Here is a 25,501-nt window from a genome sequence, read left to right as displayed (position 1 = left end):
TAGGATACTTGGCACTTAGAACGGTAAAATAGTTTAAAACTTTAGTAAATGCTTACATCTGCTTGCAATTGCATTTTAAGTAATCTTCCCTGGTCGCAATATTGCTGTCGTATCCGGACTCACACCTTGAGCTGGAAAGGCGTGAAATTCGTGTCCTTGTCGTAATAGTCTTCATTCTCTTTGCGCTTCAGAAACGCCACGACCTTGTAGGTGACCGGTGTCATGACGACTTCCCAACTTGTCTTCAACACATACTGGGCTACCATGACGGTCAGCAACTGGCTGTCTGACCAGATGCCGTAAAAGGCAATCACGTAAAACAGACTGGAATCGACAAATTCACCACAAATCGTCGAGCCTATGGTACGCATCCACAAATGCCGCCCGGCCATCGCCACCTTCATCTTTGCCAGTACATAACTGTTCACAAAGCTGCCGCACCAGAAGGCCGTGACAGAGCCGAGGATGATCCTGGGGGTATTGCCAAATACGGCGCTCAGATGTGTCTGGTACTCGGTGTTGAAGGGGTCAGCTGCCGGTGTCAGCGCCAGCACCACGACAGACATGATGGCGGCAAACAGCACGGCGCCAAAGCCGGCCCAGATCACGCGGCGGTCACGGCCATAGCCATAGACTTCCGTCAGGACGTCGCCAAAAATATACGAAATGGGGAAAAACAGTACACCGGCGCCAAAGGTCACCGCACCGATGATGGGTAAAGTCACTTGCGCCGCCTTGGCTGCACCAATCAGGTTGGAGCAGAGCAGGACGGTGACAAAAGCCGCCATCACAAAGTCATAGTATTTATAGCTGGCAAGTGGGCGTGTCATGTGATTGATCCTGGATGGGCGATTGAAGTTTGGCTAATGATGGTTAATGATGCTTGGTTTTGCATATTCCTGCACGGCGATGAAACTTGTCAACCTGACTTCAGGATTTTGTTGGAAAATGGGCTAAAACAGCGGTTTGCTAAAATGCCTGTATTACAGTTTAAAAATCAGCTTTCAAAGTCCCCATGTGCGCAGCCCCGATCACCGTTAACGTTCCAGTCGAGCAATTATGCATAGGCCTGTATGTCCATCTGGATATGTCTTGGCTGGAACATTCATTTGCGCTCAACAGCTTTAAAATCAAAAGCCAGGAAGAAATCAATGCGATCAGGCAACTTGGCTTGAAAACTGTCAGGGTCAATCCTGCCAAGTCAGACAATCGCCCCTTACCTCCGCAGCCCAAAACTGCGGATGCACCGGCGCCGGTGATCGTAGAGCAGACACCGGAAGAACTGGCGCTGATACAGGAAAAAAAAGCACGCATAGAAAGACTGATCAAAGAGCGAAATGCGATTGCCCAATGTGAAAAGCAATTGCTGAAAGCTGCGACGACCTTGAAGAGCATTACCCGCAATCTGTTTTCACGGCCACAGGAAGCCGTGCGTGAAGCGGATCAACTGGTGCAGCAGATGCTTGATTCCCTGCTGGTCGACAAAGACATCGCCATCCATTTAATGAATGACAAGATCGTCGGTGAAGAAGCTTATTATCACTCACTGAATGTGGCCGTGCTGACCATGATGCTGGCCAAGGAATTGAAATTCCCTGCTGACGACATCAAGCAACTGGGCATGGGCTGCATGTTCCATGACATAGGCAAGGTGGAAATCCCTGATCGGATTGTCAATAAGACCTTTGCTCTGACCAAGGCCGAGCAAAACCTTTTGCAAATGCACAGTCATTACGGCCAGCAGATTGCCGAAAAAATCAATTTGTCCAAGGGGGCGATCGACATCATCTCGCAACATCATGAATATGTCGATGGCAGCGGTTACCCGCAACAACTGAAGGCCGACCGCATTTCGCCGTTGGCGCGCATCGTCGCTATTACCAACACTTACGATAATCTGTGCAACAAACCCAATCCTGCTGATTCGCTGAGCCCGTATGAGGCCATGTCATACATGTTTGCCCACATGAGCAAGCAATTTGACGCACCGGCCCTGAACCTGTTCATACGCTGCATGGGTGTCTACCCGCCCGGCACCATCGTCAAACTCAGTGATGGCACTCTGGGCATGGTGGTGGCAGTGAATTCCGGCAAGCCATTGCGTCCCAGCGTACTGATTTACGATCCCTCCGTACCCAAGAACGAGGCGATCATCATTGACCTGCTACATGAACCCATACTCGATATTGCCGCCAGCCTCAAACCGGGCCAGCTGTCACCTGAAGTGTATGAATACCTGAGTCCGCGCAAGCGCATGACGTATTTCTTTGATACGCAAAAAGCAGAAAACCAGAAGCGTCAGTGATGCCTGACTTGTCCTGATCAGGACTCACGCGGCTGCCCTGGGCAAGGAGGCAATCAGGTCGGCAAAGCGCTGCCCCTGTATCATGATGTGGCCGCGCAACAGGTTAGCGGTCAGCTCCGCATCGCCCTGTATGATGGCTTCCACTACCTGGTCATGCTCATTGAAGGAATTGGCGATACGGTCCCGCACCCGTAATTGCAGGCGGCGATAAGGTCGCAGTCGACGGTGCAGATTCATCGCCTGTGATTCGAGAAAATCGTTGTGGCTACCACGATAGATCAGGGCATGAAATACTTCATTCTTGTAGAAATAGGCATCCGGCTCGACTGCATCGCGGGCCTCCTTGCAGGCCTGGTGGGCTGCCTGTAAATCCAGTTGTTCCTGTTTTGACATCCGGCGTGCAGCCATGCGACCGCACATGGCTTCAAATTCAGCCATGACTTCAAACATTTCCACCAATTGTTGCGGGCTGATGGTGGCGACATGGGCTCCGCGGCGTGGCCGCATTTCTATGATGCCCATAGACGCCAGTTGTATCAGTGCCTCGCGTATAGGTGTGCGCGATACGCCAAAACGCTCGGCCAGTTCAGTTTCATCCAGATGATGTCCTGGCTGCAATTGTCCTATTGCTATCAGTTCTTCAATTTCTTCACGCAGGCTGGCGGATCGATTTTTCATTTTATCGGTAAGCTTAAAAAATTCATTCCTAAGTATATATTCAAGTTGACTTTGAATGCAAAATAGTCGATCTTGTATACAAGAAAATTAAAATAGCATACAAGATAAGCATGATTGTCTTGATATGCAAGGTACAGACAGCTAAGAGTTTGCTAAAAAAGCATGCTAATTACCCATATACCTCAGGAGACATCATGTTGCAGAAAAGAAGAAATGTATTGCAGGGTTTAACTCTCGTCCCTTTGGCTGCTGCGCTCTCACCCCTGACTGCCAGGGCGCAGACCGTGTTGAAGATTTCGCACCAGTTCCCTGGCGGCACGCTGGAAGAGGGGGATTTTCGTGACCGTCTCTGTCGCATGTTTGCGGCAGAAGTGCAAAAGCGCAGCAACGGCAGCCTGAAGTTTGAGATTTACCCTGGTTCCTCTCTGATGAAGACCAATGCGCAATTCTCCTCCATGCGCAAGGGCGCGCTGGATCTGTCACTGGTGCCCTTGTCCTATGCCGGTGGTGAGGTGCCTGAAGTGAATATCGGCCTCATGCCCGGCCTGGTGCCCTCTTATGAAGTCGGTGCCGCCTGGAAGAGCGCTGAAGTTGGCAAGGAGCTTAATAAACTCTTGCTCGACAAAGGCATCGTCGTGATCAGCTGGATTTGGCAAGCAGGTGGCGTGGCATCGCGCACCAAGGCCGTGGTTGACCCTGATGATGTCAAAGGCATGAAAATACGCGGTGGCTCGCGCGAAGTCGATCTGGTGCTGAAAGCCGCAGGTGCCGCCGTGGTATCTCTGCCATCAAATGAAATCTATGCAGCGATGCAGACAGGGGCGATGGAAGCGGCAATGACTTCATCGACTTCGCTGATCTCTTTCCGCCTCGAAGAAGTCTCCAAATTTCTGACCAGTGGCCGCGGCCAGAGTTACTGGTATATGTTTGAACCGCTGATGATGTCCAAAGCAATTTTTGACAAGCTGACGAAAGATCAGCAAAACACCATCATGACCGTGGGCGCCGAGCTGGAAGCCTTTGCCATCAAGGCAGCCAAGCAGGACGATATTGCTGTTGCCACGGTGTATGAAAAGAAGGGCGCCAAGGTGGTTGACCTGAGTGCCGCTACGGTCAAGAAATGGCAGGCAATCGCCCGTACCACGGCCTGGAAGGACTATGCCGACAAAAATGAAAACTGTGCCAAATTGCTCAAGCTGGCGGAGAAATTACTATGAGTCATGGTTTTGAGGTAACTGCGCCGAAAGGGCCGCCAGCACCCGATAATCCCATGATCGCCAGGCTGGCGAAAGTACTGGAATGGCTCAATAAAGCGATTGTCCGTCTATCTATGGTCGCCATGCTGCTGACGGCATTCATCCTCACGTATTCTGTCGTCACACGTTACCTGTTCAAGGTGCCGACAGACTGGCAGGATGAAGCCTCGGTCTTCATGCTGATAGGTGTGACTTTCTTTTCTGCCGCCTATGTACAATCTTTTCGCGGTCATATAGGCATAGAGGTCCTGTCATCGATACTGCCACCTGCCATCAACCGTTTTCGCCTGTTGATGGTGGATATCATCAGTGCGATGTTTTGCCTGTTTTTTTCATGGAAGTCCTGGACGCTGTTCCATGAAGCCTGGGTTGATGGGCAAACGACTTCATCGACATTTGCGCCGCCCTTGTGGATACCCTATGCCATGATGGCCGCAGGCATGACGCTGCTGTCTTTGCAGATCGTGATCCAGGTATTTGCAGCCATCACCAATAAGCGGGAGGCAGCATGAGCCCGCTTACCCTTGGCGTTTTATATGGCATCGTCACGCTGGTGGTGATGTTTTCCGGCATGCCCATCGCTTTTGCTTTGGGTGTAGTGGCGACCGGCTTCATGTATTTTTTCATGCCTTCTGCGTCACTCGATACCATCACCCAGAACGTCTATGAAGAAATGGCGTCGATCACCTTGCTGTCGATACCTTTATTCATCCTCAAAGGTGCGGCCATAGGCAAATCACCAGCCGGACGCGACTTGTATTCCGCCATCCATGCCTGGTTGCATAAGGTGCCGGGCGGTCTGGGGATCGCCAATGTCTTTGCCTGCGCCATGTTTGCAGCCATGGCTGGCTCTTCACCGGCGACCTGCTCTGCCATCGGTTCTGCCGGTATACCTGAAATGCGCAGGCGCGGCTATTCACCTGGTTTTGCGGCAGGCATCATCGCTGCCGGCGGCACGCTGGGTATCTTGTTGCCACCATCGATTACCATGATCCTGTATGCGGTCGCTGCTGAGCAGTCGCTGGGGCGCCTGTTTCTGGCTGGCATAGGCCCCGGTATCTTGCTGGTGACTTTGTTCTCCGGCTATGCGGTATATCGTGCGCGCCGTGAGTATACAGTGGCCTACCAAGCTTACCAGCAAAGTGGTACGGCATCTGCCTATCTGGAAAAAGAGCATTTCACACTGGCGCAAAAAGTCGAGATGCTGCCGCGTGTGCTACCTTTTGTCATCCTGCTTATCGGTGTCATGGTGGCCTTGTATGGCGGCTACGCCACACCTTCGGAAACAGCCGGTCTGGGCGCCTTGCTGGCGATGGTGCTGATCGCGATCGTATATGGCGTCTGGCGACCAAAAGATATTTCCCCTTTCATTACCTCGACGATCAAGGAATCGACGATGCTGCTGTTCATCATCGGCATGTCACTGCTGTATTCTTACGTCATGAGTTATCTGCACATCAGCCAGTCGGCCGCGCAGTGGGTGGTGGATCTGCATTTGAGCAAATGGATGTTGCTGACAGTGATCTTGCTGATGGTGGTGGTGTTTGGTTTTTTCCTGCCACCGGTCTCGATTATCCTGATGATGTGTCCTATCATACTGCCACCGCTGAAAGTGGCAGGATTTGACCTGATCTGGTTTGGTGTGGTCATGACCATCGTCATGGAAATGGGCCTGATTCATCCGCCCGTGGGCTTGAATATTTTTGTCATCAAGAATATTGCGCCTGATATACCCTTGAAGGATATCGTCTGGGGTGTCATGCCTTTTCTGTTATTGATGCTGCTGGCTGTGATTTTGCTGTGTGTATTCCCGCACATTGCGACAGCTTTTCCGGATGCCTTGATGGGAGTCAAATAATGACCGAGAACGGTCGCTGGAATACCCTGCAAACCAATCGCCGGCAGCGCCTGCAACGCGCAGCCGCTGTGCTGGGCAATGATTTGCAGGGCAAGATACTGCCACAGCAGCGTGTCGGTGATTGTCTGCATGCGGTGCTGGAAGCAGGTGACAGGGTTTGCCTGGAAGGCAATAACCAGAAGCAGGCAGATTTCCTGGCAAAAGCCCTGACGCAACTTGACCCGGCCCATGTTCATGACCTGCACATGTTGCTGTCGGTGCTGGCCTTGCCTGAGCATCTTGATGTCTTCGATAAAGGGATAGCCAGCAAACTCGATTTTTCATTTTCTGGCCCGCAGGCTGCGCGTCTGGCCAAGCTGGCCTCGGCAGGCAAGTTGAATATCGGCGCTATCCACACTTACCTGGAATTGTATGCACGCTATTTCGTTGACCTGACGCCGCGCGTTGCCCTGGTCGCAGCGCAGTCGGCTGACCGTGCAGGCAATTTGTATACTGGCCCCAATACTGAAGACACACCGACCATCGTCGAAGCCACCGCCTTTAAATCCGGCATCGTGATTGCCCAGGTCAATGAAATAGTTGATGTCTTGCCGCGTGTTGATATACCTGCAGGCTGGGTAGACTTTGTCGTGCAGGCGCCGACGCCGCATTACATAGAACCTTTGTTCACCCGTGACCCTGCTTTGATCTCCGAGATACAGGTCTTGATGGCGATGATGGCCATCAAGGGTATCTATGCCGAATATGAAGTCAAACGTCTCAACCACGGCATAGGTTTTGATACCGCCGCCATAGAATTGCTCTTGCCCACCTATGCAGCATCGCTGGGTTTGAAAGGAAAGATTGCCAGTCATTGGGCGCTGAACCCGCACCCGGCATTGATACCGGCAATAGAAGCAGGTTTTGTTGAATCCGTGCATTCCTTTGGTTCTGAACTGGGTATGGAAGACTATATCCGCGCCCGGCCCGATATCTTTTTTGTCGGCACTGACGGCAGCATGCGCAGCAACCGCGCACTGTCACAAGCAGCAGGGCATTACGCCTGCGACATGTTCATCGGTTCCACATTGCAGATTGATTTGCAGGGCAATTCATCGACAGCCACCCTGGGCCGTATCGCCGGTTTTGGTGGCGCGCCAAATATGGGCGCAGATGCACGTGGCCGACGCCATGCCAGTCCGGCATGGCTCAAAGCTGGTCGCGAGGCACGCGCAGGCAGCAATCAGATACCACGCGGACAAAAACTGGTGGTACAGATGGTCGAGACCTTCCGCGAACATATGCAACCTGCCTTTGTGGAAAGACTCGATGCCTGGCAACTGGCAGAGCAGGCCAATATGGCGATACCGCCCGTGATGATTTATGGTGACGATGTGACCCATATCCTGACAGAAGAAGGTATCGTCAATCTTCTCCTGTGCCGCAGTGAAGAAGAACGTGAGCAGGCCATACGCGGTGTCGCAGGTTATACGCCAGTCGGGCTGGCACGTGATAAACGCATGGTAGAAAACCTGCGTGATCGTGGCATCATCAAACGCGCAGAAGACCTGGGCATAGACAAACGCCTGGCCACACGTGACCTGCTGGCCGCAAAGAACATGAAAGACCTGGTACGCGCATCGGGCGGTTTATATCAACCGCCCAAGCGCTTCAGGAACTGGTAAGGATAGTCATGGAAAAACTGGTGTTCCGCTTTGAAAATGGACAACGCAAACTGGCTGGTGCAACACAACTGGTCGGTGTCGTCAGTTCCGGTAACCTCGAAGTGCTGGTACAGGTAGCGGATTTGCAAAACGCCTGCGAGATAGAAATCAATACCGCTGCCATGGGTTTTGGCGCCATCTGGCAGGCGGTCATGCATGACTTCAACCAGCGCTGGCAACTGGCAGATGCCAGCATTGCCATCAATGACATGGGGGCGACGCCAGCCGTGGTCAGCCTGCGCCTTGACCAGGCCATCGAAGCCTGTCTGGAGCAAGCACCATGAGCAGCTATCTGGAGAGCACGGCAAGACAGCGCATCGCTGCCATGGTCAGCGATTTCAAAGAATTTTTGCCGCCTTCGAGCCAGTGGACCAGCCCGCATCTGCCGCAACTCAATGCACCCGTGTCATTTGATGATGGTGTCGTTGTTGGTCGTGGCAGTATCGAGGGTAAGCAGGTCTATGTGGCTGCGCAGGAAGGTGGGTTCATGGGCGGGGCAGTTGGTGAAGTGCATGGCGCCAAACTGGTCGGGCTGATGCGGGCGGCTATCGTGAACCAACCTGATGCCCTGGTCTTGCTGGCCGAGTCGGGCGGTGTGCGTCTGCATGAAGCGAATGCGGGTTTGATTGCCGTTTCTGAAGTCATGCGCGCCTTGCTGGCCGTACGCGCCGCTGGCATTCCTGTGATCGTGGTGATCGGCGGCAGTAATGGTTGCTTTGGCGGCATGGGCATAGTCTCGCGCTGCGCCAACGTCATTATCATGTCAGAAGAAGCGCGTCTGGCCATGTCCGGTCCGGAAGTCATAGAAACTGCCAACGGCGTAGAAGAATTTGATTCACGTGACCGCGCCCTGGTATGGCGCACCACGGGTGGCAAGCACCGATACCTGCTTGGTGATTGCCAGATACTGGTGGCCGATGAGACGTACCAATTCAAGACAGCAGTTGTCCAGGCCATGCAGCACTTTGCCCAGGCTGACGTTGCCTTGAGCCTGCAAGACCTTGAAGACGAACAGACAATGTTGAATAACAGATTGCAGAGTTTTGGGGACATGACTGAACCCATGGATATCTGGGCCGCCATGGGCGTCAGACATCTGGAAGAAGTGGCCATGCTTGATGCAGAGGCTTTCTTGCAACTGACAGCCGGCATCAAGACAGGGGAGCGCCAGCATGGATAGCCTGCAATTACTGGCACAATTATTCCCGCAGGGGCATCAGGTCAATATCATTGATGATTTTATTTCGGGTTCGGCGCAGATTGGTGAGCAAACTATCAGTGTCATCGGCACCAGTGGGCATACTTCCATCGGTGTAGAGATCGCCCTGGCACAGGCAAAAGCCGTATTGGCGACGGTGCGTGAATTTCCGCAAAGGCCGATACTCTTGCTGGTTGATACCCAGGGCCAGCGCCTGCGCCACCGGGATGAAATGCTGGGCATCAATAGTTATATGGCACATCTGGGAAAATGCCTGGAACTGGCCAGGCAATCCGGCCACAAGATTGTCGCCCTGGTTTATGACCAGGCCTTGTCTGGCGGTTTCATTACCAGCGGCATGATGGCCGATGCCTGCTATGCCTTGCCAGAAGCAACGATAAGAGTGATGGGGTTGCCTGCCATGGCGCGCATCACCAAAGTGGCAGAAGAAAGACTGACAGAACTGGCACAGGATAATCCCGTGTTCGCGCCAGGGCCAAAGAACTATGAACGCATGGGTGGCGTGCAGGCGATCTGGCAAGGTGACCTGGCGCAATGTCTGCAACAGGCTTTTGCCTGCGCTGATGCAGCAGACAGACGCAGTGAACTGGGCAGGCAACGCGGTGGCCGTCGCATGGCGCAGCAAGTCATCGATACCATCATGGCGCAAGCACTGGCACAAGAAAAGTAAGACATGGATAGTTTTGCGCATTACCAAAGACATGATCTGGTCTGGCTGTCTGATACTGCCTGGCAGGGCCTGGTGTTGCCAACGGATCTGCAGGCCAGGCTTGGTCTCTGGCAGCAGGAAGAATGGCCTGCCGTGGTCACGCGCCGCCAGCCGGATGCCGCAGATGATGAAGTCTGCATAGGTTTTCCGTTGCCACCGCTTGATGGCAACAAGCCACGCTTTGCTGCCCGCATCAAACTTGACGACATCGCCATCCATCAACCGTCTCTGTCTTTGCATAGCGTGATCATGACTGCACCTGCCGTCTGGCAAGCTGATTTGCAAAAGCTGCATCACGAGGCATTGCTGGCAGGTATCAAGCTGCGCGTGTATGGTTCATTGTCCATGCAATTCCTGACGGGGCAGGCTTACCTGAATGCGGCATCTGACATTGATATCCTGTTCCGCCCTTATCACCAGGCGCAGTTGCGTGTCGGTCTGGCTTTGCTACAGCAGTACAGCCAGCTGTTACCACTGGATGGTGAAATTATCTTCCCTGATGAAATGGCCGTGGCCTGGAAAGAGTGGGCACAATGTCCCAGCGAAGCAACTGATTATTTGCAGCAGCGCGTCATGGTAAAAAGCTTGCAAGGCGTCAGTCTGCGCACGCGCCAGGAATTGCTGCAGCAATTGCCGGAAGGTGAATTGCCATGTTAAGCCAGTCAGCTTTTCAAACCTGTGTGTCAACATTGCCGTGGCAGGCAAACATGCAGGCCAGGCAACAGCTGCACTTGATCGCCAGGCTGGCTGTGCGCAGCCTGTATGCTGAACTGGTTCTCTACCCCAAACCCGGTCTGGTCTCTTTGCGCGACCAGGGCAGCCACAGCGATATGGATGCTGCCTGCTTCATGCGCAGCCTGTTTGCTCTGCGACATTACTTCAAGGCGATCACCATTGCCGGTGCGCGTGGCGCGGGATTTGAAGAACTCAGGCAGTTAGGCATCAGGGCTGAACAGCGCATGCTGCTGGCGACCGGAGGTGTCAATACCCATAGAGGGGCGATTTTTGCGCTTGGTATCCTGTGTGCCGCCGCTGCCTGTTGTTTGCAGCAAGGGCAGGGGATGTCACCGGCGAGTTTGCAGTTAGCCATCGCATCACACTGGGGCCAGGCATTACGCGAGCACAGCGCAGCCCAGTCATCCGATGATGTTCTCAGCCATGGACAGCAAGTCGCACATCATTATGCAGTCAGTGGTGCGCGTGAAGAGGCGGCAGCAGGATTTCCGTCAATCTTCGATGTGGCATTACCACGCATGCAAAAAAGCCTTCGCAAAAGGAGTGACATCCATTTGGCCCAGGTCGATACTTTCTTTGCATTGATGGCGCATATCAGTGATACCAATTTATATCATCGCGGTGGCACGAGCGGCGTTGATTTTGCCAGGACCGCAGCACAGGGATTTTTAAACCAGGGGGCGACTGAAAACCCTGTCTGGTTGCAACAGGCCGAGCAATATCACCAGCAATTCATCCAGCGAAAACTATCGCCGGGTGGTGCTGCCGACCTGCTGGCGGCGACCTGTTTTGTACATGATCTCTGCATGAATTTCCCGGTTGCAGAAAAGCCCTGAGCGATGAACAGATTTGCCCTGCTTTGTCCCGGCCAGGGAGCGCAAACTGCGCAGATGTTCGACATGGCGAACACCAATGCAACAGCCGCAGAATGGCTGCAACTGTCACTGGATAAAAGCATAGACGGTAAACGACTGGCGGATGTATTGGCAACACCGGGACTGCTGTTTGAAAACCTGTACGCCCAAACCCTGATCGTCACGGCGACACTGGCAAACTGGTTGGCGCTGCGTGAGCATTTACCGCAAGCAGATCTGGTTGCCGGATACAGCATAGGCGAATTTGCTGCCCATGCAGTCAGTGGCAGTCTTGATGTGGATGTCGTATTGGCTCTGGCGACCAGCCGCGCCGCCATGATGCAGGCCTGCATCACAAAGCCGCAAGGCATGCTTGCTGTATCCGGTATTCCTCTGGATAAAATAGCTGAGGTCGCGCAGCAACATCAACTGCATATCGCCATCGTCACTGCCGCCAACAAGGTCATTGTCGCCGGCCTGTCAGACGATATTGCAGAGGCAGCCTCGCTGTTCCTGCGATTACCGGGGCAGGATGTCAATCTGACAGAGATTGCTGTGCATGTTGCTTCACATACGCCTTTGATGCAGCCTGCACAGCAGGTATTGTCGACTGCGCTGGACGTAACAGCTTTTCGTGATAATGCCGTGCCGGTGCTGGCTGGCGTCAATGCGGAAAAAGTCTGTACAGGTGCGCAAATACGCAGCAGCCTGCTGGCGCAGTTAAGCAATACCATACACTGGGATGCCTGCATGGATGCCATTGCAGAAAACAACATCAGTTTTGCTTTGGAACTGGGGCCAGGCTCGGCCCTGTCGGCAATGTTGCGGGCAAGGCACCCGCACATAGTCTGTCGTTCAGTTGCCGATTTCCGTAGCCTGGACGGTGTCATCAAATGGGTGCAGCGTCAGTATGAAAGCTGACATGGTTTGTTGACGGATGCTTGTTAGCGACGACGGTACTGACCACCACCACCCGCTGGCCCGCGTGTTTCTATATGACGGAAAGTAATCCTGCCCTTGGTCAGGTCATATGGCGACAATTCCAGTGTCACCTTGTCACCGGCCAAAATGCGTATGTGATGCTGACGCATTTTGCCTGAGGTGTAGGCAATCAATTTGTGACCATTGTCCAGGTTCACGCGAAAACGTGAATCGGGCAGCACTTCTTCAACCTGGCCACTCATTTCCAACAATTCTTCTTTTGCCATGTGTTTTCTTTTTTCAATTAAGGTGAGGCGACATCAAAAACTGCTGCCGCGAACGCGCAGACGAAGCAGTATCGTCTGCAGGGGAGTACGGTGAACTTACTTGCGACCGGTCTGCCAGGCAGCGTTGTCAGGGCAAGTCAGATGTTGAAGTAGGCTGTGCTTCGATGGTTTTGCCATCAATTTACACAGTGCGCAGGTACAAGCGGTCTCAACAGACGGCAGATAAAACGGTTTTGATCAAGTCATGGGCAGCTTGCTGCCTGGGATTGCCTGTACAGAAGCACAACAATACGGTAAGCACGAATTTGATTCGTCACTGGATTATACTCCTTTACCCGGCTTTCCCCGAATTTGCTTGCAGATAGTTGATAAAAACACGGAATTCGCGCCGGTTTGTTGCTAAATTTGTCAAAAAAATCATCAGCAGGCAAGCGGTTTTTTGTCAGGTGATCTGACATGTCCTCGCTATCTTGTGTCAGCGTATGCTCTCATTCATGTGCCGAACCAGAAAATCGATGAAAACACGCAGCTTGGCAGGCAGTATGCGGGCCTTGGGGAATACCGCATGTAGTTCCGGACAGCGCCCTGTCCACGCTGGCAATACCGGGCGAACCAGACCCTCGCTGACATGCCGAGCCATGATCAGGTCGGTTGCCAGCATGAGGCCAGTTCCGCCGAATAAAGGAGCTTTCAGGACTTCGGGGTCGTCTGCCACGATCACGGGTTTGATTGGATAATTGAGCCGTGCACTGTTTGCCCCGCCCGGCCCATCTTGTCCGAGTGACCAGGCGTAGGTGTCACCATGCAAAGCCACTCTGGTTGTCAGCGTGCGGTGATGGATCAGTTCGTCCGGGTGTGATGGTTCGCCGTGGCGTTCAAGATAAGCCGGGCTGGCAAAAATGCGGTTGCTCAGTATTCCCAGGCGCCGCGCTGCCAGGCTTGAATCGGGTAATGGCCCCAGGCGCAGCGCCACGTCAACCTCTTTGGAGACCAGGTCCTGTACCTGATGACTCAGGGCCACGTCTATGGTCACTTCCGGGTAAAGTGTATTGAATTCAGCCAGTAACGGGCCTATCAGATTCACCATGACGGAGAATGGTGCTGTCATCTTCAACAGACCACGTGGCTTGCCCTGCAATTGCTGTACGGCGGTTTCTGCCTGCCTGATCATGTCAAGCATGGGCTCGCAATGCTGGAAGTAAACGGTTCCGGCTTCAGTCAGGCCCAGGCGCCTGGTTGTCCTGTGTAATAACTGTACCCCCAGTCTTTGCTCCAGCTGACGTACCCTGCGGCTTACCGTTGTCGTAGGCAAGGCCAGGGAAGCAGAGCCTGCCGTAAAGCTGCCATGCTGTACAACTTTTACAAAAATCAACCAGTCAGGTATGTTTTCCAGCATGCTTTCCTTTAGTGTGAGTTTTGCTGATTGTGCCGTAAATGGCATAATTAATGCCAGTTTACCCGCTATTTAAGGTGATTAACTACATTTATGATGCCGAGTATCCCATGTGGGCAATAAACCGGAGCATATCAATGTCAGTTTCTTTTCAATCTGTTGTGACCCGTCGCTTGCTGCGTATAGCCGTGAGCCTGGTTTTTTCTGTCAATTTCCTGTCTTCAGGTCTGGCGAATGCGGCAGCTCCCATGGTTACCAGCCAGGCGCCTGGGTATTACCGCACTCATCTTGGCGCTTTTGAAGTGACGGTTTTGTCCGATGGTACGGCAAGCCGCGACGTGGACAAAATCATGCATCCGGGTGAACTGGTGCGTCAGGCCATCGTTGACAGTCACGAGCATTTGCCCATAGAACTGTCGATCAACAATTACCTGATCAACACCGGCAAACAACTGGTATTGGTTGACACTGGCGCCGGGGAATTGTTTGGTCCGCATGCAGGCGGTCTGCTGATACGTCACCTCAAGGCGGCAGGCTATCAACCTGAGCAGGTTGATGCTGTTCTGCTCACGCATATCCATGGCGACCATTCCGGTGGCCTGGCGATAGGCGGGCAACGTCTGTTCCCAAATGCCACCGTGTATGTGGACAGGCGCGACAGTGAATTCTGGCTCGGTGAATCAGCGCGTCTGGCCCATCCTGAAAAGAGTACGACTTTCAGGCAATCGCATCAAACCATGGACCCTTATGTGGTTGCAGGCAAGCTCAAGAGTTTTGATGGTGCGACCCAGTTATTCCCAGGTATCAGGTCTGTGCCAGCCTATGGACACACACCGGGCCATTCTGCCTACCTGATAGAAAGCCAGGGGCAGCGTCTGATGCTGTGGGGGGATACCGTTCATGTGGCAGAGATACAATTCTCTGAACCCACGGTCAGCATAGAATATGATGTTGACCATGATGCTGCGGTGATCAGTCGTCAGCGTCTGTTTGCGGATGCCGCCAGGGATGGATACCTGCTGGGCAGCGCACATATTTCTTTTCCTGGCCTGGGACATATTCGCAAACAGAAAGATAAGGACGATAGCTACGTCTGGGCGCCTGCACCGTACCAGTCTTTGCGATCTGCACAATGATGGCAGAGGGAAGGGGGAAGGCCGGTCTGGCAGTGCAAATGCCAGACCCTGTGCTCAGCATGTCCTGCTCTTGAAGATACAAGGCTGAGCCTTAAGTCTGGTCATCCAAGGTTTGCCGATGACGGCAATCAGGCTGAAGGCCACCGGACCTAAGCCGCCTGGCGTACGCAAGGCGTCGAGCACACCAAGGTTTTGCATGACGCCTGTTATCTTCAGCAGGCGGTCTTCGGTTTTCAGTTGCCAGGTTTGCGTGGACAGACGTAATGCGCGCAGCACGAGGGCAGGGGCAGTTTTCTTGAGTAGCATGATTTTTTCCTCTCAGTCTATATGTTTGCCCAGGCAGAGCCCGGCAGGAATTAAATGCACTTCAAACCTTGCAAAGTCACACGTATGGCCTGGTCAAGCGGCGTGTGCGGCTCTTCACCCAATATCTTGAGCAACTTGGCGTTATGCATGCGCAGCGGGGTCTTCCACAGATAACGCAGCTCAAATAATTCTTTCAGTGTTGGCTTGAAGGGGGCGAGCAGACGCAGCACGAACCAGGGAAAGCCACTTGCCTTCATTTCGGGCTTGCCGGCAGCACGGGCGATGGCAGCGGCGATTTGCGTACCGTCTGCATCCCAATGACCTTGCATGTGGAAGGTTTCAAAGGCACCCAGTTTGTCAGCGTTCTCAACCAGCCGGACCATGGTTTCTGCCACGTCCGGCAAGTAGGCCCATTGATGACCTATACCAGGCTGCCCAGGATACTGTATGCGTGATACCGGTTTGCCTGGCGCTACCAGCCCTTGTGAAAACCAGCTATTGGCAACACGCGGACCAAAGAAATCACCGGCACGCACGATCAGCGCAGGTGCACCATCATGTGAGGCTTTTTCCAGGCGACGTTCCAGTTCTGCCCGTATCTTGCCTTTTTTGCTGATAGGGAATTGTGCCGAAGTCTCATCAATATCCGGGAAGACATCAGGGCCATAGTTGTATACCGTGCCAGGCAACAAGATGCGCGCACCAGCCTGTTTGGCAGCGGCAATGGTGTTGTCTATCATGGGCAGCACCAGTTTTTCCCAGTCCAGGTAACCAGGCGGGTTGACCGCATGGACGATCAATGAAGCACCGGTAGCGGCATCAATCACCTGCTGCTGGTTCATGGCGTCACCTGCCACCCAGTTGATGCCATCAGGCTGCTCACGCAGGGCCTGTTCATTCCTGGTCAGACCGGTGACTTGCCAGCCACGTTGTATCAGCAGCCTGGCGACTTCGCCACCTACACCACCAGTTGCACCCAGTACCAGCGCTTTTTGAGTCGTTTTCATCTTGTTTCCTTTTCAGAGGGTTTGTCATTTGTAGACCGCAAGAGAAGTTTGCTCCTTGGCAGTATTAAACACAATTAGCGAAAAAGTCATAGATGGTATACATTTATGTATGGCTAAAAAAACTACTCACCAATCTGCCAGCAGTGCTGTCAGCTGGGATCATTACCGTGCTGCCCTTGCGGTGCTGGAAGAAGGTTCTTTGTCGGCGGCCGCCAGGGCGCTGGGCCTGACCCAGCCAACCATAGGGCGGCAGATAGAAGCGCTGGAACAGTCACTGGGCGTGACCCTGTTCGTGCGCTCCCAGCATGGTTTGTCTGCCACGGAAAGTGCGCTGGCCCTGCGTCCCTTTGCCGAAAGCCTGAAAAACACTGCTGCAGCGCTGGAACGTGTCATTGCCGCAGAAGCGCATGAGGTGAGGGGGACCGTCCGCGTCACCGCTTCGGATGTGATAGGCGTAGAAGTGCTGCCTGGCATCATCACCAGGCTCAAGGAGGCCCATCCTGATCTGCGTATAGAACTGGTACTGTCGAGCAAGAGCCAGGATCTGCTGAGCCGTGATGCAGATATCGCCGTCAGGATGGCAGCACCCAGGCAAGATGTCCTGCTGGCCAAACGCGTTGGTGACGTCACTCTGGGTCTTTATGCACACCGTCACTATCTGGAAAAACATGGCATGCCCAAAGACACTGCCGACCTGGCCAACCACAGCCTGATAGGCTTCGATACCGTGCTGCCCTACATGCGCGCCTTGCAGGAAAAATTCCCTTTCATACAGCGAGACAAATTCAGCCTGCGGGTAGACAACGACATCGCCCAACTGGCCGTCATCCGTGCCGGTTTTGGCATAGGCATCTGCCAGAACCTGCTGGCCAGACGCAACCCTGATCTGGTGCATATCTTGCCGTCAGCACTACAGATCAACTTCCCGACCTGGATAGTCATGCATGAAGACCTGAAGCAGAACCAACGCTACAGAACGACCTTCGATTTTCTGGCGGAGGGATTGAAAGAATACATAGGGCAGGTCTATATACGCAACTGAGTGCAGTGACGATAGCCTGCTGGGCTGGGGGGCAAGCTGCGTTGCTGGCAGCTTGCCGTTCCGGGATTACAGAATGATTTGTTGTATGTAATCGCAATACGCTTTTTGTACATCTTCACGTTTGAGCATGCCGGTGTGGCCCGCTTCTTTGAGCAGCAGAAGGCGCTTGTTTTTTGCAGGGATGGCGTCATACACTTTTTGCCCCAGAGCTGCCGGCATCTGCTGGTCTTTTTCACCGAGAATCACCAGGCTGGGGCCCTGGTATCTGGCCATTGCGCTGACGTTGTTCACACTGAGCAGGTTTTTTTCTATGTCGATGCTCGATATCAGTTTGCCATACCATGGCACGGCGTTGTCTACCATGTCCTTGAAGTTGTTGGCTGTGGCTTCGAGGATGACGCCGTCCGGCTGGCGCTGGCTGGCAATGGTGCCGGTGGCGAAACTGCCCATGGAATGTCCATGGACTACCAGCTTGCCCTGGGTCTGGGCACGCACGCTATCGTAGATACGCAGGGCGTCTTCATGCAGGGTGTTTGTATCCGGTACACCGCTGGTACGACCATAGCCACGGTAATCAAACGTCACCAGATTGACTTTGCATGCTCCCAGGTTTTTTTGCAGGTAGGGGACTGTTTCATCGACGTGAGACAGGTTGCCGCCAAAGTAGAGCACGGTCACCTTGCTGCCGTTCTGCCGTAAGGAAAGGCCTTCCAGCTTGCTCTGGTCTGCCGCGATGACAGTTTCATCCCTGATCTGCGCATCAGGGTTTATCTTCTGTATTGCTTCCTGTGTCAATTTGGGGCCAGCCTTATAAGCGGTCGCACTGTCGGGACGTATCATCTGCTTGTCGCTGATTTCCACGTGCACGCAAGCTGTCAATTGCGTCGCTGTCATTGCGAACAGCAGTGCTGCCATAGGATGTTTAGTTTTTATCATATGCATTTTGTCTCCATTTTTAAAAATTGGCGACAAAATTCTAGCACGTGATTTTTGCAAAAAAACAGCCAATTTTCACGCAATTCCAGCCATTCTTATCAGGAAGGATTATTGTCATGCAGGGGCGGCATGTTGGATTTTGAGTTGAACAGAATTGCTCTCAGGAGATACTTTCGAGTATCCCGCGCTGCCACAACCAGGCTGTAATCCTTTGTGATTTTTGCAGTGGCATTTGTTGCCCAAGCCGATTCAGTACCTCGTTCAATGTCTGCGCCTGCCATAGAAAATCGAGTCGAGGGAACAGGGCTTCGTTTTCCAGAAAAGACAGGGGCCGGTCCAGGTTGGGGTGGGTAAGCGCTACCTGTTTTTGCACCTTGTCATCCACAACACAGTAAGCTTCGGTCATGCTGGCGGCTGGATGCAGCCGCAAAGTTTTGTACTGATTAAAATCGGTCAGTGGTTTTAATTCTGCCGGGCGGTAATTGCGTAGCTGCCTCATCTGCTCGTGCAAAGATGTGACGAGCGGATGGGTTGCTGTCTCATGATCATGATTATGCGCGTGTTGCTGCCAGAATGATTTTTCACTGCACCAGGCCTGGGCATAATACGATTTCGTCCAGTGCTGGTGACGTGCGCAGGTTTCAGTCAGGCGTTGTTCATAAAATTGACGCGCCAACTCGTCGTGATCGGCATCTGCTCCGCTCAGCATGGTATGCACGGCAACCACAGCCTGCAAAGAAAAGCGCATGGCTTTTTCCACGCCGGATGAAGAGATGGGGTCCAGTGCAAAGGCTGCGTCACCAAGTTTGAGGCGGCCATCCTGCCAGCTGTCGAGCGACATGTACGGCGTTGCCGCACACATTTGCAGGCGGCTGGCCCACGGTGCCTGTGCCAGCTCTACAAATAACTGACTGTATGCGCAATTTTTCTTCAGCCATTGTTCTGCTTTTCCAGGCATGTGCGCATGGGCTGTGTGTGGGTCACCGACCCACATGATGCGGTAGCGCCTGTCCGGCAATTGTGTGCCCCACAGCCAGCCATGTTCCAGTGCCTCCACCTGCGTGCATTGAAGCTGGCTGGCGGGGATATGATCCGGCTCCAGCTCTGCCCACATGGCAGACAGTCGTGGTGCGCAGGCAAACTGCTGCGGGCTGTTGTTGCGTCCGCTGGCATCAAGTATGAGGCGGGCCTGTATCTGTTGCACATCTCCCGCCAGATTCAGTTGCACTTGCCAGTCATGGGCCTTGCCCGTGATGTCCCTGATCTGTGCTGGTTGACTGATGGTGATGCCACGCTGGCTTGCCACCTGCATCAGCGTTGCATCAAAAAGACCGCGATTGACTACCGCCGCATCACCATGCTGTACGGTTTCTGGCATGCTGCTGCGCCAGCGCAGATGGGTCGGCAAACCGGTCAGGTAGGGCAGGGTTTCCAGTGCATCATTGACGTCAAGCATGTCGACGATGTTCCTGATGCCGGGGGTCAATACTTCACCTATCTGTGGCCTGGGCCAGGTGGGGCTGCGCTCGACGATGTGCACGCTATAACCGAGTTGCTGCAATCGCAGGGCGGCCGTCAGGCCAGCCGGCCCGGCACCGATGATCAGGGCATCGACAATCGCTTTCATTTCAGGCATGTGCTTCGTCAGCCGGTCCGGCAAACCAGTCTGGCGTCAGATGGCTCAGGCGCTGGTGCGCACCGATGGTGTAATGCAGCCAGCCGCGTATATAGTCACAGGCATGGCGGCCGCGCGCCAGCACTTCATGATGGCAGCCACCGCCACACAGGTAACGCGCCCAGCAGTCATTGCAAGGCTGTTGCTGGTGCACATGGCGCTGGCTGAGCCAGATGGCCTGCTTGCTGCGGTCCACACCTTTATCCAGGCTGCCCATGCCGCCCTGTTCATCACCGACAAAGCGATGGCAGGCGGATAAATCGCCATCAGCAGACACACCAAAATAACCGGCGCCTGCACCACAGGGGTAGGGGCGATGCGTACCACGCTGTAATTCACGCAGGGCGTTTTGCATGTTCATGAAAGGATAACGCTTGCCCTGCATGACATGCTGTTCAAAAGCCAGGCCGCAGGCAATCATACCTTGCAGCATTTCTGCCATATCCTCGGCCCCCATTTCTGCCTGGCCATTCGAGGCCCGTAACAGGGGGGAGAATCCTACGCTGTGAAAACCCATGTCGATGAACATGTCCAGGGTTTGCGGCAGGTTAAGATTGAAGGGTGTCACCGTCACCCTTGCCGACACCTGCATCTGGCGCTGGCGTTCCAGCAGGGGAGCGATGCGTTCTACTATCTGGTCGAAAGAACCTTTGCCGCCTTTGAAAGCGCGCAGGCGGTTATGCTGCGCCGCCGGACCATCCAGACTGACCGTCACGGCAAAGCCATGCTGCTCAAAAAAATCAGCGTCTTCCGGCTGCACCAACGTGCCATTGGTCGTGATGGAAAAGTGGCAGCGCACATTGCGCTGTGCCGCCTGTTCGCTCGCATACTCCGTCACGCTGCGTAGTACGGCGCGATTGGACAAGGGTTCGCCTCCCATGAAAGCCAGGTTGACCTTGGCTCCCGGCGCAGCCTGTGCCAGCAAGACATCAACTGCCTGCATGGCTGTTTGCAATTCCATGCTTTTGGCCTTGCCGCCAAACTCCCCTTGCTGGGCATAGCAATAGGTACAGCCTAGATTACATTTTTGCGCGATAGCCAGCGACAGCGCGTGCATGGGCGGTGAGTTCAGTGGTGCATCATCAATATAAGGCGCGGCCTGCAAGCCATAGCTGTCGATCAGTTCATCCAGTAATTGACTGTCATCACTGTCGATGGCGATACGGAATTCATTGAGCAGTTCAGGTGGCAAATGAAACAGGCGGCTGCCATTGACCAGCAAGAGTTGCGCACCTTGCGCATCTTCCACCAAGTGGGCGTCACGATGGCCGGGGCGCGATGCGGCGACGATGCGTTGTGCCAGCGTCGCTGTCAGTGCAGACGCGAGTGCCGGAGCTGCGGGCAGCTGGTCCTGCGGCTTTTCGACAGCCTTATCTTCTGTGACCAGATCAGGACTCATCGACATCTTTACCGCGTATAATGAATTGCAAATACCTTTGCCAGGATTTGAACAGATCATCGTAAGAATACAGGCGGCTGTCGGTACGGTTGTCGGGGATATAAGTGCCCGTACGTTTCTTGGCAAACCACATGTCGCCGCGTGACAGGCCGTTGACGCCAGGCTCCACATTCACATAATCTGGCCGTGATGCCGCCCAGTAGTAACAGGCACATTCGCGGTAATCATTTTGCCAGGGCGCGCACAAACCTTGCGTCAATTCGCCCGGTTGCAGCAGGTCCGGGTTGAAGGTCGCCGTGCCGCTGACAAAAAAGTGACGCAGCCTCAAATGCACCTTATGGGTGGGCGTGTCGGCGTCATACAAGACTTCGGTGTCGGCATTCTTGTCGGTAGTGAATTCACATTCCACCATCTGCCCCTGCAAATGCAGAATGCGGGCAAATGAATTGGACCATTCCATGAAAGACACGGCATTCGGGTTGGCGGCTGAAGCCAGAGTGATGGGGCCTTCCTCCGGCACGGTTGGCCCGGTGGTGAGCACGCCCATGTCCAGCCCGGCAAAGCGTAGCAGGCGGCGGGTCTTCAGGTTTTCATGGGCGGGTTCAGCGTCAATCACATAGTTGTTGTTCTCAACCAGGGTGATGCCTTCAAAGGCGCGTCGCCACAGGTTCCTGAAATCAAATTCCAGGCCAGGGAAGCAGTTCGATATCGCACTACGCGGCAGTACCGACGCCGGGTTACCCGTACCGCGATGATGGATTTGCGCCGTCAGGTTGCTGGCACTGATGCTGGCTTTTTTGTTTGCGCTGTTACCGGACATTTTTTTTCTCCTGCTGGCTGGGGCTGGCAAACATGGCGTTTTTGGCTGCCTTGATCACCATGTCGATATGACGGCGTGTCAGGGTCAGGCTGCGACCATCTGCACCGCGCATCAGTGCCGGCATCTTGCGCAGTGCGGCTGCCGACAGGTCACCGATTTCATCCGGCTGACGCAGTGCCTGGGCAAACCAGGGGGCGCCGCCGGCAGTCAGGGTGCTGAAGACGCGCTCATGCAGGGCGCGCAGGGCCAGGTTGTCCACCAGCGAGGCGGCGGCTATCGGTTCGTAATAACGCTCAAAGTCACCTGTGTTTTGCCGCACCATGGTACTGGCTACGTTCAGACGGCCATTGACCGGGTTGCCATTCATCACCGCGGTATTCATCAGCCTGACGGTTTCCAGCGCACGCAAGACCAGTTCGGTCGCATCATCGAGCGACACTTCTTCGTCTTTTACCTCGGCGCCGTACAGTAATTGCTCCATCTCGTCAGAGATGACGCGCACAGGCAAAGTGTCAGGCGCAAAAGCTGGCGGACCGGCACCGATATAGGCTTGCGCATGCAAAACCTTGTCGTCATGCAGTTTCAGACTGACCCTGACATGGCCGTCGCATTCATCATCGAGATAACCCCAGCTGACCTGATTGCCGTCAGCATCGGCGTAACCTGCATAGATGCTGGCGGGTGCAGTCAGGGTGGCATTACTGACGCCAGGGACGGTGCCATCGGCATAGCCGAGCCAGCCTTTCTTTTCGTTATACAGCACCAGCTCATCGTTATCTATAATGGGATCATCAACCAGTACGGGCACACCGTTCTGGTCAGGCTCCAGTCTCTGCTTGCGTGAACCGTACACCACACCGCCAGCCGGTGTGTAGCGCAAACGTATCTCTGGAAAGTCCTTGGTCGGCTTGATGTACTGTATATGCCCCAGGGGCAGCGTCTTGCCCGGCAAAAAATTCTTGCAATGACCAATGACAGGGTGGCGCACATGATCCTTGATCGATGTCAGTTTGGCGTGGACCTGGTCATCCACATCGCCGGTGCGGCGAAACAGTTTGATATTGCTCAGCGCCACATCCCAGTGCAGGCTGGCCAGGCTCAGCTTTTCATGCTGCAACAGGTCCAGGGTCAGCGGCTGCAATTCATTGGGCTGATCACTGGTGCGCACAAACACTTCCAGGAATGGCGCAACCGGCCTGATTTTTTTATCCGCATCCTTGAAGCGTATCTGTGCAGGCACGTAAGAGCGCACGATCTCACCGCTTGTCTTGTCCACTTCCAGGCTGGGGCGCGGCACAATGCTGCGATAATCAAAAGGCCTGGTCGGGTCTGCTTCCAGGTCAAAGGCTTCCAGCGGTTCATCGGCAGCACCAAGACGGCCAATCGCCAAGGGTGGCAAAATTCTGATTTCCAAGATAGACATATAAGCTGCTCCTAGAAGAGTGCAGTATCAATGCTGCCGGACAAAATACGCTGGGCCAGTGCCTGCATGTTTTTGTCCGCCTCGCGCATGGCTTGCAGATACGTATGGCGTGCTGGCGGAGCGATCAGCAAAAGTGCTTCCGTCAGGTTGTCTGCTGCAATCAGCAGATCAAGATGACCAAGCCAGCGATTGGTTTCGCCAAACGGGCTGCTCAGGGTATACGGCATCTGGAAGGGTGGCCCGGCAAAACCGGCTTCAGGGTCCGTGGCCGACACCGGCAACTGCATCAGAATTTCAGAGACGGCGCGCAGGTTATACATCTCGCCAAAAGTGCCATTGACGATAGCACCGCGCGGTGTGATGGCGCCAGCCGCATTCAAGCCCCCAAACAGGGTAAAGCTGTGTATCAGATAAGCAAGCAACATGCGATAACGCACGTTGTGTAGTTGCGCCCACAATATTGATTCAGGGTGGGTGATGCGGGTCGCTTTGCCACCGGCATCTTCTGGTTCCTGACTTGGGTCCAGTGACACATAAGGGTTGATCGCCACCTTGCGCGATGGTGACCAGGGGGCAAATGCAGCACCGGCTTTCAGCAAGCCTGCCTTGCTGGCAGGCTGCAGTTTCTTCCAGCCATCAACAGAAAAATCCTTGGGCCGGGCTTTGCTCCAGATGGTATCAGTCAGCGTTTCTTTCGCCAGCAATTCACGCATCTCTACATAGATATTCAAGAAACGCACGAAATGTGACTTCGTATCACCCGTGGTTGCCTCACCCTGTGAAGCTATCTGCTGCAAGGCCGACACCATGTCATCACGGCAGGTCTGCGGTACCACCAGCACATCCGGCGTCTGCCTGGGCTGGCCGGAACTGTTGCCGCGATTGCCGCCCTGGTAACCACGCCCCCATTCAGCCCAGTTGGCCTGGGCGGGGTAGGTGTTGGCCTGGAAGACGGCGTCAGGTAGATAATCCGGGTCCTGCACCAGCGGTATCAGTTTGTTGAACAGTTCCGCCACCTGATGCGGGTCATCGGTCACCGCATGTACGCGGGCACGTATCTCGTCACCCAGTTCACCGCCATCCCAATCCACAGGTGATTCCGCATACACATACTTGGCCAGCGAATCGAGCGTCAGCGGTTCCAGCGCAAACGGGAACGGGTAAAACGGCACATCCCAGGGATAATCCTCACGCTCCATATGCAGGGGCGCACCAATCAGCCGCAACGAATTCTGTACCGAGATCAGATGCCCCATTTCTTCCTTGGCGATACCGAGTATCACCTCCTGCCAGTTGCGCACCACATCGCGATACACCTCAGGCACCTGCGGCCCGCCCAGCGAATACGCCGCATACAGGTATTGCACCATCAGGCAATGCTCAATCTCGGCATCAATGGACAGCAGATAAGTGACATAGTCACGCGGAGAAAATTCCAGGTTCAGCGAAGCAGCCTTGCTACGTGGGGCAGGCCCCAGAGCCTCTGCCGAGAGCATCTTCGCCCCCGCCATCAACCCCTGAAAAGTCCCGGTCCTGGGCAAGGGAGCATGCAATGCCCCAAGATGACGTCGAATTTGTGCAGCACGCATTTCCTGGTCCTTTTAACTTTTAAGGGTTGGGTATGGAGGCAGCAGGCAAACGTCCTCTGGATGTGCAGAGATGAGTTTGCGGAGTAATTAATGATTAAACAAATTGCAATTAATAATAATTTAATGTCGAAATGGCATCAAGAAGAAGATGAACTTTTAAGGACAGGATGAATATTTATGGCACAAGGTGTTGTTATTCAGGCACTTCATTTTCCTAACGTCAGGCCAAGTGCCGGGACTTTCTTTCGAC

25 protein-coding genes are annotated in these 25,501 nt (G+C 54.1%); 13 read left to right on the top strand and 12 right to left on the bottom strand.

The window, feature by feature from the left end; all coding sequences use genetic code 11:
• Window positions 1-119: 119 nt before the first annotated feature.
• Complete coding sequence (locus tag LZ463_RS01310) at window positions 120-830, bottom strand: queuosine precursor transporter (RefSeq protein WP_241453060.1); 711 nt, start codon at window positions 828-830, stop codon at window positions 120-122.
• 185 nt (window positions 831-1,015) lie between these two features.
• Here LZ463_RS01310 and LZ463_RS01305 point away from each other — a divergent pair, with 185 nt between their 5' ends.
• Window positions 1,016-2,305: a cyclic di-GMP phosphodiesterase gene (locus LZ463_RS01305; RefSeq protein ID WP_241453059.1), complete on the top strand. Its 1,290-nt coding sequence runs from the start codon at window positions 1,016-1,018 to the stop codon at window positions 2,303-2,305.
• Window positions 2,306-2,329: 24 nt separating this feature from the next.
• Here the strand turns inward: LZ463_RS01305 and LZ463_RS01300 are convergent, their stop codons facing one another.
• The gene (locus LZ463_RS01300; RefSeq protein WP_241453058.1) at window positions 2,330-2,983 is read right to left on the bottom strand and encodes a GntR family transcriptional regulator; all 654 of its coding nucleotides are present in this window, start codon (window positions 2,981-2,983) and stop codon (window positions 2,330-2,332) included.
• Between the two features lie 194 nt (window positions 2,984-3,177).
• Here LZ463_RS01300 and LZ463_RS01295 point away from each other — a divergent pair, with 194 nt between their 5' ends.
• The 10 genes from LZ463_RS01295 to LZ463_RS01250 are packed head-to-tail and all read left to right on the top strand — an operon-like array spanning window position 3,178 to window position 12,238.
• Window positions 3,178-4,200 carry a TRAP transporter substrate-binding protein gene (locus LZ463_RS01295; protein WP_241453057.1) on the top strand — a complete coding sequence of 341 codons (1,023 nt, stop codon included), beginning with the start codon at window positions 3,178-3,180 and terminating at the stop codon, window positions 4,198-4,200.
• Entirely contained in the window at window positions 4,197-4,751 is a 555-nt protein-coding gene (locus LZ463_RS01290; RefSeq protein ID WP_241453056.1) for a TRAP transporter small permease, read from the top strand. The genes LZ463_RS01295 and LZ463_RS01290 overlap by 4 nt, the downstream gene beginning before the upstream one ends.
• Window positions 4,748-6,097, top strand: a complete 1,350-nt coding sequence (locus tag LZ463_RS01285) for a TRAP transporter large permease (RefSeq protein ID WP_241453055.1) — start codon at window positions 4,748-4,750, stop codon at window positions 6,095-6,097. The genes LZ463_RS01290 and LZ463_RS01285 overlap by 4 nt, the downstream gene beginning before the upstream one ends.
• Window positions 6,097-7,761 carry a malonate decarboxylase subunit alpha gene (gene mdcA / locus LZ463_RS01280; protein WP_241453053.1) on the top strand — a complete coding sequence of 555 codons (1,665 nt, stop codon included), beginning with the start codon at window positions 6,097-6,099 and terminating at the stop codon, window positions 7,759-7,761. The genes LZ463_RS01285 and mdcA overlap by 1 nt, the downstream gene beginning before the upstream one ends.
• A gap of 8 nt (window positions 7,762-7,769) precedes the next feature.
• Window positions 7,770-8,084: a malonate decarboxylase acyl carrier protein gene (gene mdcC / locus LZ463_RS01275; RefSeq protein ID WP_241453051.1), complete on the top strand. Its 315-nt coding sequence runs from the start codon at window positions 7,770-7,772 to the stop codon at window positions 8,082-8,084.
• Window positions 8,081-8,980, top strand: coding sequence for a biotin-independent malonate decarboxylase subunit beta (locus LZ463_RS01270; protein ID WP_241453049.1), 900 nt, complete (start codon window positions 8,081-8,083; stop codon window positions 8,978-8,980). Before mdcC ends, LZ463_RS01270 begins: the two co-directional genes overlap by 4 nt.
• Complete coding sequence (gene mdcE, locus LZ463_RS01265) at window positions 8,973-9,689, top strand: biotin-independent malonate decarboxylase subunit gamma (protein WP_241453041.1); 717 nt, start codon at window positions 8,973-8,975, stop codon at window positions 9,687-9,689. The genes LZ463_RS01270 and mdcE overlap by 8 nt, the downstream gene beginning before the upstream one ends.
• A gap of 3 nt (window positions 9,690-9,692) precedes the next feature.
• Entirely contained in the window at window positions 9,693-10,385 is a 693-nt protein-coding gene (gene mdcG / locus LZ463_RS01260) for a malonate decarboxylase holo-[acyl-carrier-protein] synthase (protein WP_241453040.1), read from the top strand.
• Complete coding sequence (gene mdcB / locus LZ463_RS01255) at window positions 10,379-11,299, top strand: triphosphoribosyl-dephospho-CoA synthase MdcB (RefSeq protein WP_241453039.1); 921 nt, start codon at window positions 10,379-10,381, stop codon at window positions 11,297-11,299. The genes mdcG and mdcB overlap by 7 nt, the downstream gene beginning before the upstream one ends.
• Before the next feature lie 3 nt (window positions 11,300-11,302).
• Window positions 11,303-12,238, top strand: coding sequence for an ACP S-malonyltransferase (locus tag LZ463_RS01250; protein WP_241453038.1), 936 nt, complete (start codon window positions 11,303-11,305; stop codon window positions 12,236-12,238).
• A gap of 23 nt (window positions 12,239-12,261) precedes the next feature.
• Here the strand turns inward: LZ463_RS01250 and infA are convergent, their stop codons facing one another.
• Window positions 12,262-12,525, bottom strand: a complete 264-nt coding sequence (infA, locus tag LZ463_RS01245; protein WP_241453037.1) for a translation initiation factor IF-1 — start codon at window positions 12,523-12,525, stop codon at window positions 12,262-12,264.
• Between the two features lie 475 nt (window positions 12,526-13,000).
• Window positions 13,001-13,921, bottom strand: coding sequence for a LysR substrate-binding domain-containing protein (locus LZ463_RS01240; protein ID WP_241453036.1), 921 nt, complete (start codon window positions 13,919-13,921; stop codon window positions 13,001-13,003).
• A gap of 134 nt (window positions 13,922-14,055) precedes the next feature.
• On the opposite strand from LZ463_RS01240, the gene LZ463_RS01235 reads away from it, so the two are divergent.
• The gene (locus LZ463_RS01235) at window positions 14,056-15,054 is read left to right on the top strand and encodes an MBL fold metallo-hydrolase (RefSeq protein WP_241453034.1); all 999 of its coding nucleotides are present in this window, start codon (window positions 14,056-14,058) and stop codon (window positions 15,052-15,054) included.
• A gap of 54 nt (window positions 15,055-15,108) precedes the next feature.
• Here the strand turns inward: LZ463_RS01235 and LZ463_RS01230 are convergent, their stop codons facing one another.
• Complete coding sequence (locus tag LZ463_RS01230) at window positions 15,109-15,360, bottom strand: hypothetical protein (protein WP_241453033.1); 252 nt, start codon at window positions 15,358-15,360, stop codon at window positions 15,109-15,111.
• 50 nt (window positions 15,361-15,410) lie between these two features.
• The gene (locus LZ463_RS01225) at window positions 15,411-16,367 is read right to left on the bottom strand and encodes an NAD(P)H-binding protein (protein ID WP_241453031.1); all 957 of its coding nucleotides are present in this window, start codon (window positions 16,365-16,367) and stop codon (window positions 15,411-15,413) included.
• Between the two features lie 109 nt (window positions 16,368-16,476).
• On the opposite strand from LZ463_RS01225, the gene LZ463_RS01220 reads away from it, so the two are divergent.
• A complete protein-coding gene (locus tag LZ463_RS01220) occupies window positions 16,477-17,409 on the top strand; it encodes a LysR family transcriptional regulator (RefSeq protein WP_241453029.1) in 933 nt (310 codons plus the stop codon).
• A gap of 66 nt (window positions 17,410-17,475) precedes the next feature.
• On the opposite strand, the gene LZ463_RS01215 is transcribed toward LZ463_RS01220, so the two are convergent.
• From LZ463_RS01215 to LZ463_RS01190, 6 genes are all read right to left on the bottom strand, one after another.
• On the bottom strand, window positions 17,476-18,345 hold the full coding sequence (locus LZ463_RS01215; protein WP_241453027.1) for an alpha/beta hydrolase: 870 nt from the start codon (window positions 18,343-18,345) through the stop codon (window positions 17,476-17,478).
• Window positions 18,346-18,505: 160 nt separating this feature from the next.
• A complete protein-coding gene (gene qhpG / locus LZ463_RS01210) occupies window positions 18,506-19,981 on the bottom strand; it encodes a flavin-dependent monooxygenase QhpG (RefSeq protein ID WP_241453025.1) in 1,476 nt (491 codons plus the stop codon).
• Entirely contained in the window at window positions 19,974-21,419 is a 1,446-nt protein-coding gene (locus tag LZ463_RS01205; RefSeq protein ID WP_241453022.1) for a radical SAM/SPASM domain-containing protein, read from the bottom strand. Before LZ463_RS01205 ends, qhpG begins: the two co-directional genes overlap by 8 nt.
• Window positions 21,409-22,239: a hypothetical protein gene (locus tag LZ463_RS01200; RefSeq protein WP_241453020.1), complete on the bottom strand. Its 831-nt coding sequence runs from the start codon at window positions 22,237-22,239 to the stop codon at window positions 21,409-21,411. The genes LZ463_RS01205 and LZ463_RS01200 overlap by 11 nt, the downstream gene beginning before the upstream one ends.
• Window positions 22,229-23,662: a hypothetical protein gene (locus LZ463_RS01195; protein WP_241453018.1), complete on the bottom strand. Its 1,434-nt coding sequence runs from the start codon at window positions 23,660-23,662 to the stop codon at window positions 22,229-22,231. Before LZ463_RS01195 ends, LZ463_RS01200 begins: the two co-directional genes overlap by 11 nt.
• A gap of 11 nt (window positions 23,663-23,673) precedes the next feature.
• A complete protein-coding gene (locus LZ463_RS01190) occupies window positions 23,674-25,251 on the bottom strand; it encodes a ferritin-like protein (RefSeq protein WP_241453016.1) in 1,578 nt (525 codons plus the stop codon).
• Window positions 25,252-25,501: the final 250 nt, after the last annotated feature.

The organism is Undibacterium paludis (genome assembly GCF_022568815.1).
Lineage (GTDB): Bacteria > Pseudomonadota > Gammaproteobacteria > Burkholderiales > Burkholderiaceae_D > Undibacterium.
The sequence above is the reverse complement of the archived record's forward strand: the minus strand, read 5'-3'. Positions and strand labels throughout refer to the sequence as shown.